The organism is Erwinia sp. V71 (genome assembly GCF_965644245.1).
GTDB lineage: Bacteria > Pseudomonadota > Gammaproteobacteria > Enterobacterales > Enterobacteriaceae > Erwinia.
The window spans coordinates 1-15,833 of sequence record NZ_CBFFRK010000100.1 but is presented as its reverse complement, the minus strand read 5'-3'; the positions used below and the strand labels follow the sequence as shown (position 1 = coordinate 15,833).

Genomic DNA, 15,833 nt, shown 5'->3' with positions numbered 1-15,833 from the left:
GCAGGATAGCTTATCGGTAGCTAACCGTCCCTCCATCCACATGACCAAGCGTTGCACTTATTATCTGAATTCGCGGTCAGGCAAGACTTACGTCGCGGGTGATAAAGTCACTTTTGACGGTGTCAGATATATCGCCAGCTACTGGACGCAGGCCAGACCCGGTGAGCATGACGCCTGGAAACTGGCGGATAACAGTCAGGTTGTGGAATGGAAAGCGGCCATGACGTATGTGGCAGGAAATAGCGTCACCTGGCAGGGAAATAAATATACTGCGAAGCAGTGGACGGCAGGGAATCCGCCGGACACATCGCCAGACATCTGGAAACTGAATTAGTCTGCAGCAGAAAAGAAAACGCCGGTCAGTGACCGGCGTTCTGTTGTTACTCGACGGTAACCGATTTTGCCAGGTTACGCGGCTGATCGACATCGGTGCCTTTAATCAGCGCCACATGGTACGACAGCAGCTGCAATGGCACGGTGTAGAAGATCGGTGCAATCACTTCTTCCACGTGCGGCAGGGAGATAATACGCATCCCTTCGCTGTCGCTGAAACCGGCATCCTGATCGGCGAACACGTACAGCAGACCGCCGCGCGCGCGCACTTCTTCGATATTCGATTTCAGTTTTTCCAGCAGCTCGTTGTTCGGTGCTACCACAATCACCGGCATATCCGCATCAATCAGCGCCAGCGGGCCATGTTTCAGCTCACCCGCCGCGTAGGCTTCGGCATGAATATAGGAGATCTCTTTCAGCTTCAGCGCCCCTTCCATCGCAATCGGGTACTGATCGCCACGGCCGAGGAACAGGGCATGGTGTTTGTCAGAGAAACCTTCCGCCAGCGACTCGATCAGCTTGTCCTGGGACAGCATCTGCTCGATACGGCTTGGCAGCGCCTGCAGGGCATGCACGATATCGTGTTCAATCTGCGCATCCACGCCTTTCAGACGGCCAATCTTCGCCACCAGCATCAGCAGAACCGTCAGCTGGGTGGTAAAGGCTTTGGTCGAGGCCACACCAATTTCCGTACCCGCTTTGGTCATCAGCGCCAGATCGGATTCACGTACCAGTGAAGAACCGGCAACGTTACAGATAGCCAGCGAGCCAAGGTAGCCCAGCTCTTTTGACAGACGCAGCGCCGCCAGCGTATCTGCAGTTTCACCGGACTGCGACAGGGTGATCAGCAGGCTGTTTTTGCGCACCGCGGATTTGCGATAGCGGAACTCAGAGGCGATCTCCACGTCACACGGCACATTCGCCAGCGCTTCAAACCAGTAACGGGACACCATACCGGAGTTGTAGGAGGTGCCGCAGGCAACAATCTGGATATGTTCGACCTGGCTCAGCAGCTGGCTGGCTTTATCGCCCAGCTCGGAGAGATCAACTTCACCATGGCTGAAACGACCCGCGAGGGTGTTCTTGATCGCCATTGGCTGTTCGTAAATCTCTTTCTGCATATAGTGACGGTAGATGCCTTTATCACCGGCATCGTACTGCACTTTGGATTCCACTTCCGCGCGCTCAACCGTTTTGCCGTTGCGATCCACGATCACCACGTCACGGCGAGTCACTTCCGCAATATCGCCTTCTTCAAGGTAGATAAAGCGACGGGTGACCGGCAGCAGCGCCAGCTGGTCGGAAGCAATAAAGTTTTCACCCATGCCACGGCCAATCACCAGCGGACTGCCGGAACGCGCAGCCACCAGCACGGACGGATCACGACTGTCCATGATCACCATGCCGTAGGCACCACGCAGCTGTGGGATCACACGCTGCACGATTTCACGCAGTGTGCCGCCCTGTTTCTGCTCCCAGTGCACCAGGTGCGCCACCACTTCGGTATCAGTTTCTGAAGCGAAGTGATAACCGCGCTCAATCATCTGCGCGCGCAGGGGCTCATGGTTTTCGATAATGCCGTTGTGAACAATGATGATATGTTCAGAGATATGCGGGTGCGCGTTCGCCTCAGAAGGTTCACCGTGCGTCGCCCAGCGGGTATGCGCAATACCTGTGCCGCCCAGAACTGGTGTTTCTTCTGCCGCTTCCGCCAGATTCTGCACCTTACCCAGACGACGCAAACGGGTGACATTATGCTGCTGATCGACAACGGCCAGACCAGCAGAGTCATAGCCGCGGTATTCCAGACGACGCAGACCTTCGAGAAGGATTTCTGCGATATCGCGTTGCGCTACTGCACCAACAATTCCACACATAATAATATTCCTGACTAAATGGCGTTTCTGCGCCATTTTCGTTGTTTTTCGACCTGATTTTCCGTCAGATTTACGTGCTTTGCGCATCGAATCCACGGTTTCCCCGAGCCTTGTAGAGAGTTGGGGAATGTTATTTTTTGGGTGCTGCTTTTTCTTACGTCCTACCCCATAACATGGGGGAGGTTGGGGTGGGGGAACAAACAGCAAGGATCTGCCTTCGTCGTTCCCCCCTCAGCCCCCTCCCATGTTATGAGAGAGGAACTCAAACTATTTCTTCTTCACCGGACGCTGCCAGCCGGATTTATGGTTCTGCTCTTTGCGGTTGTACACCAGATCGGCCGCCGTAATGTCTTTCATTACCGTGGTGCCCGCGGCGATTGTCGCCCCGCTGGCGACCGTTACAGGCGCCACCATCTGGGTATCAGAACCCACAAACACATCGTCGCCAATAATGGTCTTAAACTTATTCGCACCATCATAGTTACAGGTGATGGTGCCCGCGCCAATATTCACGCCCGCACCAATCTCGGCATCCCCCAGATAACTCAGGTGGCCCGCCTTGCTGCCTTTACCCAGTCGCGCTTTTTTCAGTTCGACAAAGTTGCCAACATGCGCACCTTCCGCCAGTTCACTGCCAGGACGCAGGCGGGCAAAGGGGCCAATGGTACAGGCAGCAGCCAGTTCAGCATCTTCCACCACGCTGTACGGACTGATTTCGCAGTCATCGGCAATCACGCTGTTTTTGATCACGCAGCCCGCACCAATTTTTACCCGGTTGCCCAGCGTAACGTGACCTTCAAGGATGACATTGGTATCGATCACCACATCGCGGCCATGCTGCAGTGTGCCACGCAGATCGAAACGCGCCGGATCGAGCAGCATCACGCCAGCCAGCAGCAGTTTTTCCGCCTGCTCGGCCTGATACACACGTTCAAGGGTGGAGAGTTGCAGGCGATTGTTTACGCCTTCGGTTTCGCTGATACGCGCCGGATGCACCGCTTCGATGCTGCGGCCTTCATGGTGGGCGAGGGCGATAATATCAGTGATATAGTATTCACCCTGCGCATTATTGTTGGTCAGCTGGCTTAACCAGCGTTTCATATCGCCGCCGCTGGCAATCAGAATGCCGGTGTTGATTTCATTGATCGCCAGCTGTTCCGGCGAAGCATCTTTCTGTTCAACAATCCCCACGACCGCACCCTGCTGGCGCAGAATACGACCGTAGCCGGTTGGATTATCCAGCTTCACCGTCAGCAGGCTGATGCCGCCCTGCGGTTTCGCCTGACGCAGACGCTGCAGCGTTTCTACCGAAATCAGCGGCACATCGCCGTACAGCATCAGAATATCTTCGTCGTCGGCAAAATGTGGCGCGGCCTGCTGCATAGCATGGCCGGTACCCAGTTGCTCCGCCTGTAATACCCAGGTCAGTGCATCATCATTCAGTGTCGATTTCAGCATATCGCCGCCGTGACCATACACCAGATTAACGTTGCGTGCGCCGAGGTGTTTCGCCGCATCAATAACGTGTTGCACCATGGGTTTTCCTGCCAGGGTATGCAGGACTTTAGGGAGATCTGAATACATGCGGGTTCCCTTGCCAGCGGCAAGAATCACCACGCTCATCGCGCTGTTTGACATAGACATCCTGACCATTCTTTTAACAGATGAAAGTAAAGCGGTTTAGGGGAAAGATTACTACATTTTTCTCGGAACGAAATTAGCTCATTCTTTGCGGCGTTACCGGCGCAGCCAGTTTGGGTGCGGCCAGCGCGTGACAAAATGCAACGCATTTTGTCACGCCTGTAAAGGCGGCCCGCAGGGTGAGCGCAGCGAATCACAACCGGAGCGTACATTCAGTACGTGAGGATTTGACTCGCTGCGCTCGCACTCTGTGCCGCACTAAAGTGCGTTCAAATTGCTTCGCAACTTGTGAGCACTGCCCAAGCCCAAAATGGCAAGCAAGGTAGCTGCAAAAGCAAAAAAAATGCCAGTCAGTTTCCTGACTGGCATTTCATACCTAAAGCCTGAGTTACATCGCTTTCTTGGTCAACTCGATCACGCGCAGTTTGGCGATCGCTTTGGCCAGTTCAGCAGATGCCTGAGCATAGTCGACATCGCCGTGAGAACTGGTTATATGCTCTTCCGCTTTGCGTTTCGCTTCCAGCGCACACGCTTCGTCGAGATCTGCACCGCGAATCGCAGTGTCAGCCAGCACGGTCGTCGAGCCAGGCTGCACTTCCAGCACGCCGCCGGAGAGATAAATAAACTCTTCCGCGCCATGCTGTTTAACGATGCGAATCATACCAGGCTTAATGGCGGTCAGCAGCGAGGCGTGGCCCGGGTAAATACCCAGCTCGCCTTCACTACCTGACACCTGGATGTGCTCTACCAGACCAGAGAACATTTGTTGCTCTGCGCTGACCACGTCCAGATGATAAGTCATAGCCATAACTAACCTCCCGGGAAACTGTTATTACAGTTTCTTCGCTTTTTCTACAGCTTCGTCGATGGAACCAACCATGTAGAAAGCCTGCTCTGGCAGATGGTCGAATTCACCTTCCATGATGCCTTTAAAGCCACGGATGGTATCTTTCAGCGACACATACTTACCTGGAGAACCGGTGAAGACTTCTGCCACGAAGAACGGCTGAGACAGGAAGCGCTGCATCTTACGAGCACGAGCAACAACCAGTTTGTCGTCTTCTGACAGCTCATCCATACCCAGGATAGCGATGATGTCTTTCAGTTCCTGGTAACGCTGCAGCAGGGACTGTACGCCACGCGCGGTGTCGTAGTGCTCCTGGCCAACAACCAGTGGATCCAGCTGACGGCTGGTGGAGTCCAGCGGGTCAACGGCTGGGTAGATACCCAGAGACGCGATCTGACGGCTCAGTACCACGGTTGCGTCAAGGTGCGCAAAGGTGGTGGCTGGAGATGGGTCAGTCAGGTCATCCGCAGGAACGTAAACCGCCTGTACGGAGGTGATGGAACCGGTCTTCGTGGAGGTAATACGCTCCTGAAGCACGCCCATCTCTTCCGCCAGTGTTGGCTGATAACCTACCGCAGATGGCATACGACCCAGCAGTGCAGATACTTCAGTACCGGCCAGGGTATAACGGTAGATGTTATCGACGAACAGCAGAACGTCACGACCTTCGTCACGGAATTTTTCCGCCATGGTCAGACCGGTCAGCGCAACGCGCAGACGGTTTCCAGGTGGCTCGTTCATCTGGCCGTAGACCAGTGATACTTTATCCAGAACGTTGGAGTCGGTCATTTCGTGGTAGAAGTCGTTACCTTCACGGGTACGCTCGCCCACACCGGCAAATACTGAGTAACCTGAGTGCTCGATCGCGATGTTACGGATCAGCTCCATCATGTTAACGGTTTTACCTACACCGGCGCCGCCGAACAGACCAACTTTACCGCCCTTCGCGAATGGACACATCAGGTCGATAACTTTGATACCGGTTTCCAGCAGTTCCTGAGAGCTTGACAGCTCTTCGTAGGAAGGAGCCGGACGGTGAATCGCCCAACGCTCCTGCTCACCGATGTCGCCTTTCATATCGATTGGCTCACCCAGCACGTTCATGATACGGCCAAGTGTCGCAGTACCAACTGGTACTTCGATTGGATGCTGCAGGTCCGCTACTTCCAGGCCACGTTTCAGGCCGTCAGAGGAACCCATGGCGATGGTACGAACCACGCCGCCACCCAGCTGCTGCTGAACTTCCAGCACCAGGCGAGCATCACCATTTTTAGTCTCAAGGGCGCTGTACACTTGTGGTACTGCGTCCTGAGGGAATTCGACGTCCACTACGGCGCCGATTACCTGGACAATCTTTCCAGTAGCCATCTTAATCCTCTACCTAATTCATTAACCTGGTTAAACCGCGGAGGCCCCCGAGACAATCTCGGTAAGTTCCTGGGTGATGCTGGCCTGACGAGCTTTGTTGTACACCAACTGCAGCTCTTTGATCAGGTTGCCGCCGTTATCGGTTGCAGCTTTCATCGCCACCATACGTGCGGCCTGTTCGCTGGCCAGGTTCTCAACAACACCCTGGTAAACCTGAGACTCTACATAACGACGCAGTAAAGTATCCAGCAACCCTTTCGGATCAGGCTCATACAGGTAATCCCAGGTCTTCTTCTTCAGGTCGCCTTCATCTTCTGCCGGAGGTAATGGCAGCAGCTGAGAGATCTGCGGAGACTGAGACATGGTGTTGATAAATTTGTTGCTGACAATAAACAGCTTGTCCAAACGGCCTTCATCGTACGCCTGCAGCATTACTTTCACCGGGCCGATCAGATCAGACAGGGAAGGTTTATCCCCCATGCCGTTTACCTGAGCTACCACGTTGCCGCCGACTGAACTGAAGAATGACATACCTTTGGAACCGATAATCGCCAGATCGCTCTCGACGCCTTTATCAGCCCAGGCTTTCATATCCGCCAGCAATTTTTTGAACAGGTTAGTGTTCAAACCACCACAAAGCCCACGGTCGGTCGATACGACCAGGTAGCCGACGCGCTTAACGTCGCGCTCCTCAAGGTAAGGGTGCTTGTATTCCAGATTACCAAGTGCAATGTGACCAATCACTTTGCGCATGGTTTCTGCATAAGGACGGCTGGCCGCCATGCGTTCCTGCGATTTACGCATTTTGGAGGCGGCGACCATTTCCATCGCTTTGGTGATCTTCTGCGTATTCTGGACGCTTCCGATCTTACTACGTATCTCTTTTGCGCCGGCCATAAGCTTCTCCTCAAAGCCTTGCGGCCTGCCCTTTCAGGACAAGCCGCCAGACGTTACCAGGACTGGGTTGCTTTGAACGTTTCGAGGAGGCCTTTCAGCTTCTCTTCGATTTCGTTGTTGTAGTTACCAGACTGGTTGATTTCCGCGATCAGCTCGGCGTGGTCACGATCAGCATAGGCCAGCAGCGCAGCTTCGAAGCTACCGATTTTCGCCAGTTCGACGTCATTCAGGTAGCCGCGCTCAGCAGCGAACAGTACCAGACCCTGCTGTGCAACAGACATAGGTGCGTACTGTTTCTGCTTCAGCAGCTCGGTCACTTTCTGACCGTGGCTCAGCTGTTTGCGGGTTGCTTCGTCCAGATCGGAAGCGAACTGAGAGAACGCCGCCAGTTCACGATACTGTGCCAGCGCGGTACGGATACCACCGGACAGTTTCTTGATGATCTTGGTCTGAGCAGCACCACCCACACGGGATACGGAGATACCCGGGTTAACCGCCGGACGAATACCGGAGTTAAACAGGTTGGTTTCCAGGAAGATCTGACCATCGGTAATCGAGATTACGTTGGTTGGAACGAACGCGGAAACGTCGCCTGCCTGGGTTTCAATGATTGGCAGCGCAGTCAGAGAACCGGTTTGACCTTTAACTTCACCCTTGGTGAATGCTTCAACGTACTCAGCGTTAACGCGAGAAGCACGCTCCAGCAGACGGGAGTGGAGGTAGAATACGTCGCCCGGGAATGCTTCACGTCCTGGTGGACGACGCAGCAGCAGGGAAATCTGACGGTAAGCAACAGCCTGCTTAGACAGGTCATCGTATACGATCAGTGCATCTTCACCGCGGTCACGGAAGTATTCGCCCATGGTGCAACCGGCGTATGGCGCCAGGTATTGCAGTGCAGCGGATTCAGAAGCGGTCGCGACAACAACGATGGTGTTAGCCAGTGCGTTGTGCTCTTCCAGCTTACGCACCACGTTAGCAATGGTGGACGCTTTCTGGCCGATAGCCACGTACACACATTTGATACCGGAGTCGCGCTGGTTGATGATCGCATCGATTGCCATCGCGGTTTTACCGGTCTGACGGTCACCGATGATCAGCTCACGCTGGCCACGGCCGATTGGAATCATGGCATCGACAGATTTGTAACCGGTCTGAACAGGCTGATCAACAGACTGACGATCGATAACGCCCGGTGCGATAACTTCAACAGGTGCGAAACCATCGTTATCTACCACGCCTTTACCGTCGATAGGTGCACCCAGGGTGTTCACCACACGGCCCAGCAGGCCACGGCCAACCGGTACTTCCAGGATACGGCCAGTACACTTGACCTTCATGCCTTCGGCGAGGTCAGCGTATGGACCCATCACAACTGCACCTACGGAGTCGCGCTCCAGGTTCAGTGCGATAGCGTAACGGTTACCCGGCAGGGCAATCATCTCACCCTGCATCACATCGGCCAAGCCGTGGATGCGGATAACACCGTCACTTACAGAAACAATAGTACCTTCATTGTGAGCTTCGCTCACGACATTGAACTGAGCAATGCGCTGCTTGATCAGTTCGCTGATTTCGGTGGAATTCAGTTGCATATGCTCCAGTCCCCTTAAGACTGCAAGACGTCTGCCAGGCGCTCAAGACGGCCGCGTACGCTGCCATCAATCACCATATCACCCGAACGGATGATAACGCCCGCCATTACAGACTTATCAATTTTGCAATTCAGCTTAACTTTGCGTGACAGACGTTTTTCCATCGCGGCGCTGATTTTGGTCAGCTGTTCGTCACTCAGAGTATTGGCAGAGATAACTTCAACATCAGCCGTCGCATCATAAGCGGCGCGCAGCTGAGTGAACTGAGCCAGTACATCCGGCAGTGCCTGTAAACGTCCGTTTTCTGCCATCACCTTCACGAGGTTCTGGCCTGCTTCGTCGAGTTGATCACCACAGATTGCGTTGAAAGCAGCGGCAGTTGCCTCTGGCGCCATTGCACCAGAGAGAATGTCTGCCACCTGCTCATTACTTGCCACTTCCGCGGCAAACGCCAGCATCTGCTGCCAGCGATCGACACTCTGATGCTCAACAGCAAAGTCAAAAGCTGCTTTGGCGTAGGGGCGAGCTACAGTTACAAATTCAGACATCAGCCCCTCCCTCCTTACAGTTCAGCGACCAGTTTATCTACGATGTCGCTGTTAGCAGCTTCATCTACGGAACGTTCAATGATCTTCTCGGCGCCGGCCACAGCCAGCATCGCGACTTGCTTACGCAACTCTTCACGTGCACGTTTACGCTCAGCGTCAATTTCCGCCTGAGCCTGAGTGACGATCTTGTTACGTTCCTGCTCAGCTTCAGATTTCGCTTCGTCCAGGATCTGCGCGCGGCGTTTGTTCGCCTGCTCGATGATTACCTGGGCTTCTTCTTTCGCTTTTTTCAGCTGGTCGGTCGCATTAGCCTGCGCAAGATCCAAATCTTTTTTGGCCCGTTCCGCAGAAGCAAGGCCGTCAGCAATTTCTTTCTGGCGCTTTTCGATGGCAGCCATAATCGGCGGCCATACGTACTTCATGCAGAACAGGACAAACAGGACGAACGCGATGGCCTGGCCGAGGATTGTTGCGTTAAGGTTCACAGCACAATGCCTCTTGTTAAGTTAACTTTGTCTGCCGTTATCACTCTGGATAAGCGGCAGAATCCGTTCACTGCGCCACGTGGAGACGTATCGCAGATGAACAATCGGTTACTACGCGACGGCGAACATCACGTACAGACCCAGACCAACAGCGATCATCGGGATAGCATCCACCAGACCCATTACAACAAAGAACTGCGTACGCAGCAGAGGAATCAGATCCGGCTGACGCGCAGCGCCTTCCAGGAATTTACCTCCGAGGATGCCGATACCGATCGCAGCACCGATTGCCGCCAGGCCCATCATCACAGCGGCAGCCATGTACAGCAGATCCATATTCAGGTTTTCCATGACAGTCTCCAGTTTGTTTCAAGTTAAAACGCAGTAGTGTTGAGAAAAAATCAATGCTCTTCAGATGCCATCGACAGATAGACAATCGTTAAGACCATGAAAATGAAAGCCTGCAACGAAATGATCAGGATGTGGAAAATGGCCCATGGCACATTCAGAACCCACTGTGACCACCACGGCAGCAGGCCAGCAATCAGGATAAAAATCAATTCACCCGCATACATGTTGCCGAACAGTCGCAGACCGAGAGAAACCGGTTTGGACAGCAGGCTCACACCTTCAAGGATCAGGTTGATGGGGATAAATACCGGGTGATTGAAAGGTTGCAGTGTCAGCTCCTTAGTGAAGCCGCCAACGCCTTTCATTTTGATGCTGTAGAACAGAATCAAAATAAACACGCCCAGCGCCATGGACAGCGTGACGTTAACGTCAGCTGAAGGCACAACACGCAGAGCTGGCAGACCGAATACATGCTCACCGATGTACGGCAGCAGGTCGATAGGCAGCAGATCCATGAAGTTCATCAGGAACACCCAGACGAAAATCGTCAGAGCCAGCGGAGCGATAAGTTTGCTTTTACCGTGGTACATGTCGCGCACGTTGCCGTCGACAAAACCTACCACCAGTTCAATAGCAGTCTGGAATTTCCCCGGCACGCCGCTGGTCGCGGTTTTCGCGACTTTACGGAACAGCACCAGGAACAACAGGCCCAGCACCACGGAGAAAAACATGGAATCGATATTTAATACCCAGAAAGACGCCGGGGCGTCGTGCGGGTGCACTAACTCGAAAGTACGCAGGTCCAACTGAAGGTGACTCAGATGGTGACCTATGTAATCTTGCGGAGTAGAGATTTCTCCTGCAGCCATGATGCCTCTTACCCTTTGTTGTTAATTACAGCCGGCGCCAGTATTTGCACCACCAGCACCGATAACCACGTCAGCCCGAGCGGCAGGAACACCGCACCGAACACACCCAGCGCCACCATCAGCAGCAGAACCGTGGCAAACACCTTCAGCACTTCACCAAGGGCGAAGCTCCAGGCAACACGGCCTTTCGCGGGTGTTTGCGCCTGCAGGCGCCAGGCTAAAAACATAAAGAACACATTTGGCAGCCATGCCGCCAGTCCGCCAGCCAGTGCAGATACACCCCAGCTGACATCTTTCAGCATGAACAGCAATCCGATTACGACAAATGTCACCAGCTGAATGAGCAGCACGGTTCGGGCAAACTTCATACTGTAGAGAGACACTGACATAAGCTTTAACTCTCCTGCCCCCTGCGGGGTATGTCGCGTGTCGTATAAAACTGCCTTTACTCATTTGAGTCAAGCAGCAAAAAACGAGCAAATTATACGGGGCGCACCTGCGATTTCAATGGATAAGTAGCGAAAAGGTGAACAATTATTTAAATTTCTTTCTGACGGGCTATTTTTCAAAAGCGTCGGGAACAGTAAAGTGAACGTAATTTGCTGTAATGCACGCAAAACATCGCTCACAAAGCGTGCTTCAGATCACAATTCTTTAATATAATGGCGAAATATCGTACGCTTGCTTTCAGCTTATTATGAGAAGTGAAATATTTAAAAAGATAAAAATCAATCACTTGTGTTTGTTTAATTTAAAAACAGCAAATAACGTCGATAAAAACCTTATATTGACATCGTCAGCAAACTTTCTATTTCAATAAACCGCCAACTTTCGCCCATGCGTAATTGAGATATATTTTCATTAACGCCCCAGCACTCACTTATACAATCAGAACGACGTGATAATTCTGATAATATGATGTGAAATTAACGTTAAATGTAACTGGCCGTGACCGTTAATTTCAGCAGGGCGATTTAACCGGATTGAAACAGAATGAGCGGGCAAAAAATCGTGGTAAAAAGTGCACAAAAGGCTAATTTCCGCCCAGCTCATACCCTAACTCAAATGGTGTTGATCACCACCAGATGGCGTTCACCTTCCAGCTGAGGAACCACCAGCTGCACCGTACGCGTCACACGGAAGCCTTCCGGTAATGCTGTCATTTCATCTTCCGGCAGTACCCCTTTCAGGGCATAAAATGCACCTTCAGCCGCAGGCAGGTGGCGACACCAGCTCAGCATGTCGTTCAGAGAGGCAAAAGCACGGCTGATCACGCCATCAAAGGGTGGTTCCGGCACAAACTCTTCCACCCGGCTCTGCACCGGCGTGATATTGGTCAGCTTCAGCTCATGCTGCACCTGGCGCAGAAAACGCACGCGTTTTCCGAGGCTGTCGAGCAGGGTGAAATGGGCATCCGGGCGCACAATCGCCAGCGGAATGCCCGGCAATCCTGGACCGGTGCCAACATCAATAAAACGGCTGCCCTGCAGATGCGGCTCCACCACAATGCTGTCAAGAATATGGCGCACCAGCATCTGCTCTGGTTCACGCACCGAAGTCAGGTTGTAGGCTTTATTCCACTTATGCAGCATATCGACATAGGCCACCAGCTGTTGCTTTTGCTGATCGGACAGAGAAATGTTGGCGGCGTTAAGCAGGGAGGTGAGTTTATTGATCACAGTAAATTCCGGTGACGGTGAGTGAATGGTGTTGTTCTGCAAGAATATTTTCCTGTGCATGCCGAATGCACTGTGGCTGAAGGGTATCGCCTGAATACCAGAGATACCCGGGGTGGCCATCCCGTGCTCCTGCGCGGGAAAACCGCTCCGGAGCCATCGGGATGATTTCCCCTAAAATCAGCCGCTTTTATCGCCTGTGAGAAACGCGTCAGTGAGATCGTGTTCCGCAGGTATCAGGCACTTTTGCGCAGCAGACCCTGTTTTTTCAGGTAAATCAGCAGAATAGAGATCGCCGCTGGCGTGATCCCGGAAATACGTGACGCCTGGCCAATTGACGATGGCTTATGGTCGTTCAGTTTGGCAATCACTTCGTTGGACAGACCATTGACCTGGCGATAATCCAGCGTGGCAGGCAATACCGTGTTTTCATTACGCTGCTGGCGGTCAATCTCTTCCTGCTGGCGCGCGATGTAGCCTTCGTATTTGACCTGGATCTCAACCTGCTCAGCCGCCTGCGGATCATCCAGTGCCGGGCTGAATGCCGAAAGGCCTGTCAGGATGTCATAGGTCATTTCCGGACGACGCAGCAGATCTTCGGCACTGGCTTCTTTGGTCAGTGGTGCGCTCAGCTGGGCGTTGATCTCGTCAACACCGGCTGTTTTCGGATGCACCCAGATATCACGCAGACGCTGACGCTCCTGTTCGATGCTTTCCAGTTTCTGGTTGTAGCGCGCCCAGCGTGCATCGTCCACCAGACCGAGTTCGCGGCCTGTCGCGGTCAGACGCAGATCGGCATTGTCTTCGCGCAGCATCAGGCGATATTCCGCACGTGAGGTGAACATACGGTACGGTTCTTTGGTGCCGAGGGTGCAAAGATCGTCCACCAGCACGCCAAGGTAAGCCTGATCGCGGCGTGGTGCCCAGCCCTCTTTGTCGGCTGACAGGCGACCGGCGTTCAGACCGGCCAGCAGACCCTGTGCTGCCGCTTCTTCGTAACCGGTGGTGCCGTTGATCTGACCCGCAAAGAACAGGCCGTTGATATATTTACTTTCCAGCGTCGGTTTCAGATCGCGTGGATCGAAGAAATCATACTCGATCGCATAACCTGGACGAACAATGCGCGCGTTCTCCATCCCTTTCATCGAATGGACAATTTTCATCTGCACATCGAAGGGCAGGCTGGTGGAGATGCCGTTCGGGTAGATCTCATTGCTGGTTAAGCCTTCCGGCTCAAGGAAAATCTGGTGCGCGTTACGATCGGCAAAGCGCATCACTTTGTCTTCAATCGACGGACAGTAACGCGGGCCAATACCTTCAATCACCCCGGCATACATCGGGCTGCGATCGAGGTTATTACGGATCACGTCATGGGTCTGCTCGTTGGTATAGGTGATGTAGCACGGCACCTGCTGTGGATGCTGCGAGACATCGCCCATAAACGAGAACACCGGCATCGGGTTGTCGCCATGTTGTGGCGCCAGCACACTGAAATCGATGGTGCGCGCGTCAATACGCGGCGGTGTACCGGTTTTCAGGCGACTGACGCGTAACGGCAGTTCACGCAGACGGCGTGACAGCGGAATGGATGGCGGATCGCCGGCACGGCCACCGCTGTAGTTATCCAGTCCGATATGAATTTTGCCATCGAGGAAAGTGCCCGCGGTCAGCACCACGGCTTTGGCGCGGAATTTCAGGCCCATCTGCGTGACAGCACCGACCACACGATCGTTTTCGACAATCAGATCTTCGACCGCCTGCTGGAAGATCATCAGGTTCGGCTGATTCTCCAGTGCGGTGCGTACCGCCTGCCGATACAGCACACGGTCAGCCTGTGCACGGGTTGCGCGCACTGCCGGGCCTTTACTGGCGTTTAGTATTCTAAACTGAATACCGGCGCGATCGATCGCGCTGGCCATTAAGCCGCCCAGTGCATCCACTTCTTTCACCAGATGCCCCTTGCCGATCCCGCCAATCGCCGGGTTACAGGACATTTGCCCCAGCGTATCGATGTTGTGGGTTAACAACAGGGTTTGCTGACCCATTCGGGCAGCAGCCATTGCGGCTTCTGTTCCCGCATGACCACCACCGATAACGATGACGTCAAAAGGATCCGGATAGAACATGGTACTGCACCTCGCGATATGAACGGTCAGGGAGATTTCCCTGGGGCGTGAATTCTACTCAACTTTAGACGACGGCGAAAGCACCGGGATCGTCAGGGTATAAAAAGAGAGATCTTTTTTCTTTTAAGGATCTCTCTGTTAGATCTCTTATTAGGATCGTCGATCGCTGTGGATAAGCGTGTTTTGCTTAAGATGATCAAGCGATTAGCCTGGATCGATAGCTGTGAATGATCGGTGATCCGGATCCGTATAAGCTGGGATCTAAAAGCGGCTTTATTCACAGGGTCAGGAAGTAACCAGCCTTGTTCTCTGGATAACAACCGGTTATTAGGGGGTGAATACATGAGTTATCCACAAACAAAGCGACCTGGTTAGCGCAAAATAAGTGGAAAATATTGCGGATCGAGAGAAAAAAAGTGTCGCGATCCGCAAAAAGAGGCTCCGGAGACCCGCTTTGAGGGACTCAGATCAGCGTTTTCCAGCTTTCGACCCATTCACCTGCCGGATCTTCCGGGATCTCATGTTCCAGCACATCAATCTTCAGATGATCGCCGATACGCTTAGCACCTGCTGCGTTGAGCAGCGCTTCGACTTTATCCAGCGCACCGCAGAACAGATCGTATTCCTTATTACCAATCCCCACTGCGCCATAGGTCACGGCGGAGAGGTCAGGCTGCTGTTCGCTGATCTCTTCATATAAAGGAAGCAGATTATCCGGCAGCTCACCCGCGCCATGAGTGGAGGTCACCACCAGCCAGATGCCTTCACGTGGCAGTTCCTGCAATTCAGGGCCATGCAGGACCTCTGTGGTAAAGCCTGCGTCTTCCAGCTTCTCCGCCAGATGCTCAGCAACGTACTCTGCGCTGCCTAAGGTGCTGCCAGTAATGAGGGTAATGTCGGCCATGATGGGGATCCCTGAGTCATAAAGGGGGGCATTGTACTCTGTGATCAGGCTGGGATCTACCTGTGGAAAACAGGGGTATAGCGGGTATGGATACGCGATGTAATGGCTTTGTCTGATCGATATTCAACAGGCACACCCTTCATTTTTTAGCTGCTCTTATTTAGCCTGGTATTGATTCTTACAGGATATTAGAAAACTCTTTCATCTTTCTTGCGTAAGTTTATCAGGCTGTTTTTTTATTTAAGGAAGGTGCGATTAATTCGATGGGAACCATTTTTTCGTCCTGTCATCGTATGGTAAATGAACAAAGAACCGC

Annotated in this window: 15 protein-coding genes; 1 reads left to right on the top strand and 14 read right to left on the bottom strand. The window is 53.2% G+C overall.

Annotated elements, in window-relative coordinates; all coding sequences use genetic code 11:
• On the top strand, positions 1 to 334 hold a 334-nt coding region (locus ACSZO1_RS17170; RefSeq protein WP_437614751.1), incomplete at its 5' end, for a carbohydrate-binding protein.
• Positions 335 to 380: 46 nt separating this feature from the next.
• Here the strand turns inward: ACSZO1_RS17170 and glmS are convergent.
• The 14 genes from glmS to mioC all read right to left on the bottom strand — a co-directional run bounded on the left by glmS (position 381) and on the right by mioC (position 15,517).
• Positions 381 to 2,210 carry a glutamine--fructose-6-phosphate transaminase (isomerizing) gene (glmS, locus tag ACSZO1_RS17165; RefSeq protein ID WP_437614749.1) on the bottom strand — a complete coding sequence of 610 codons (1,830 nt, stop codon included), beginning with the start codon at positions 2,208 to 2,210 and terminating at the stop codon, positions 381 to 383.
• 267 nt (positions 2,211 to 2,477) lie between these two features.
• Positions 2,478 to 3,848 (bottom strand): bifunctional UDP-N-acetylglucosamine diphosphorylase/glucosamine-1-phosphate N-acetyltransferase GlmU, encoded by a 1,371-nt coding sequence (gene glmU / locus ACSZO1_RS17160; protein ID WP_437614747.1) that lies wholly within the window; start codon positions 3,846 to 3,848, stop codon positions 2,478 to 2,480.
• A gap of 391 nt (positions 3,849 to 4,239) precedes the next feature.
• Entirely contained in the window at positions 4,240 to 4,659 is a 420-nt protein-coding gene (locus ACSZO1_RS17155; RefSeq protein ID WP_437614745.1) for a F0F1 ATP synthase subunit epsilon, read from the bottom strand.
• A gap of 24 nt (positions 4,660 to 4,683) precedes the next feature.
• The gene (gene atpD, locus ACSZO1_RS17150; protein WP_437614743.1) at positions 4,684 to 6,066 is read right to left on the bottom strand and encodes a F0F1 ATP synthase subunit beta; all 1,383 of its coding nucleotides are present in this window, start codon (positions 6,064 to 6,066) and stop codon (positions 4,684 to 4,686) included.
• A gap of 30 nt (positions 6,067 to 6,096) precedes the next feature.
• Positions 6,097 to 6,963, bottom strand: a complete 867-nt coding sequence (atpG, locus tag ACSZO1_RS17145; RefSeq protein WP_437614740.1) for a F0F1 ATP synthase subunit gamma — start codon at positions 6,961 to 6,963, stop codon at positions 6,097 to 6,099.
• A 53-nt stretch (positions 6,964 to 7,016) separates the two neighbouring features.
• Complete coding sequence (gene atpA, locus ACSZO1_RS17140; protein ID WP_437614738.1) at positions 7,017 to 8,558, bottom strand: F0F1 ATP synthase subunit alpha; 1,542 nt, start codon at positions 8,556 to 8,558, stop codon at positions 7,017 to 7,019.
• Between the two features lie 14 nt (positions 8,559 to 8,572).
• A complete protein-coding gene (gene atpH, locus ACSZO1_RS17135; RefSeq protein WP_437614736.1) occupies positions 8,573 to 9,106 on the bottom strand; it encodes a F0F1 ATP synthase subunit delta in 534 nt (177 codons plus the stop codon).
• 14 nt (positions 9,107 to 9,120) lie between these two features.
• The gene (atpF, locus tag ACSZO1_RS17130) at positions 9,121 to 9,591 is read right to left on the bottom strand and encodes a F0F1 ATP synthase subunit B (protein WP_437614734.1); all 471 of its coding nucleotides are present in this window, start codon (positions 9,589 to 9,591) and stop codon (positions 9,121 to 9,123) included.
• 111 nt (positions 9,592 to 9,702) lie between these two features.
• Positions 9,703 to 9,942: a F0F1 ATP synthase subunit C gene (gene atpE / locus ACSZO1_RS17125; protein WP_003849523.1), complete on the bottom strand. Its 240-nt coding sequence runs from the start codon at positions 9,940 to 9,942 to the stop codon at positions 9,703 to 9,705.
• Between the two features lie 50 nt (positions 9,943 to 9,992).
• Positions 9,993 to 10,811, bottom strand: a complete 819-nt coding sequence (atpB, locus tag ACSZO1_RS17120; RefSeq protein ID WP_437614727.1) for a F0F1 ATP synthase subunit A — start codon at positions 10,809 to 10,811, stop codon at positions 9,993 to 9,995.
• An 8-nt stretch (positions 10,812 to 10,819) separates the two neighbouring features.
• A complete protein-coding gene (atpI, locus tag ACSZO1_RS17115; RefSeq protein ID WP_437614725.1) occupies positions 10,820 to 11,200 on the bottom strand; it encodes a F0F1 ATP synthase subunit I in 381 nt (126 codons plus the stop codon).
• A 672-nt stretch (positions 11,201 to 11,872) separates the two neighbouring features.
• The gene (gene rsmG, locus ACSZO1_RS17110; RefSeq protein ID WP_437614753.1) at positions 11,873 to 12,490 is read right to left on the bottom strand and encodes a 16S rRNA (guanine(527)-N(7))-methyltransferase RsmG; all 618 of its coding nucleotides are present in this window, start codon (positions 12,488 to 12,490) and stop codon (positions 11,873 to 11,875) included.
• A gap of 233 nt (positions 12,491 to 12,723) precedes the next feature.
• On the bottom strand, positions 12,724 to 14,613 hold the full coding sequence (mnmG, locus tag ACSZO1_RS17105) for a tRNA uridine-5-carboxymethylaminomethyl(34) synthesis enzyme MnmG (RefSeq protein WP_437614722.1): 1,890 nt from the start codon (positions 14,611 to 14,613) through the stop codon (positions 12,724 to 12,726).
• A 463-nt stretch (positions 14,614 to 15,076) separates the two neighbouring features.
• Positions 15,077 to 15,517, bottom strand: a complete 441-nt coding sequence (gene mioC, locus ACSZO1_RS17100) for an FMN-binding protein MioC (RefSeq protein WP_437614720.1) — start codon at positions 15,515 to 15,517, stop codon at positions 15,077 to 15,079.
• Positions 15,518 to 15,833: the final 316 nt, after the last annotated feature.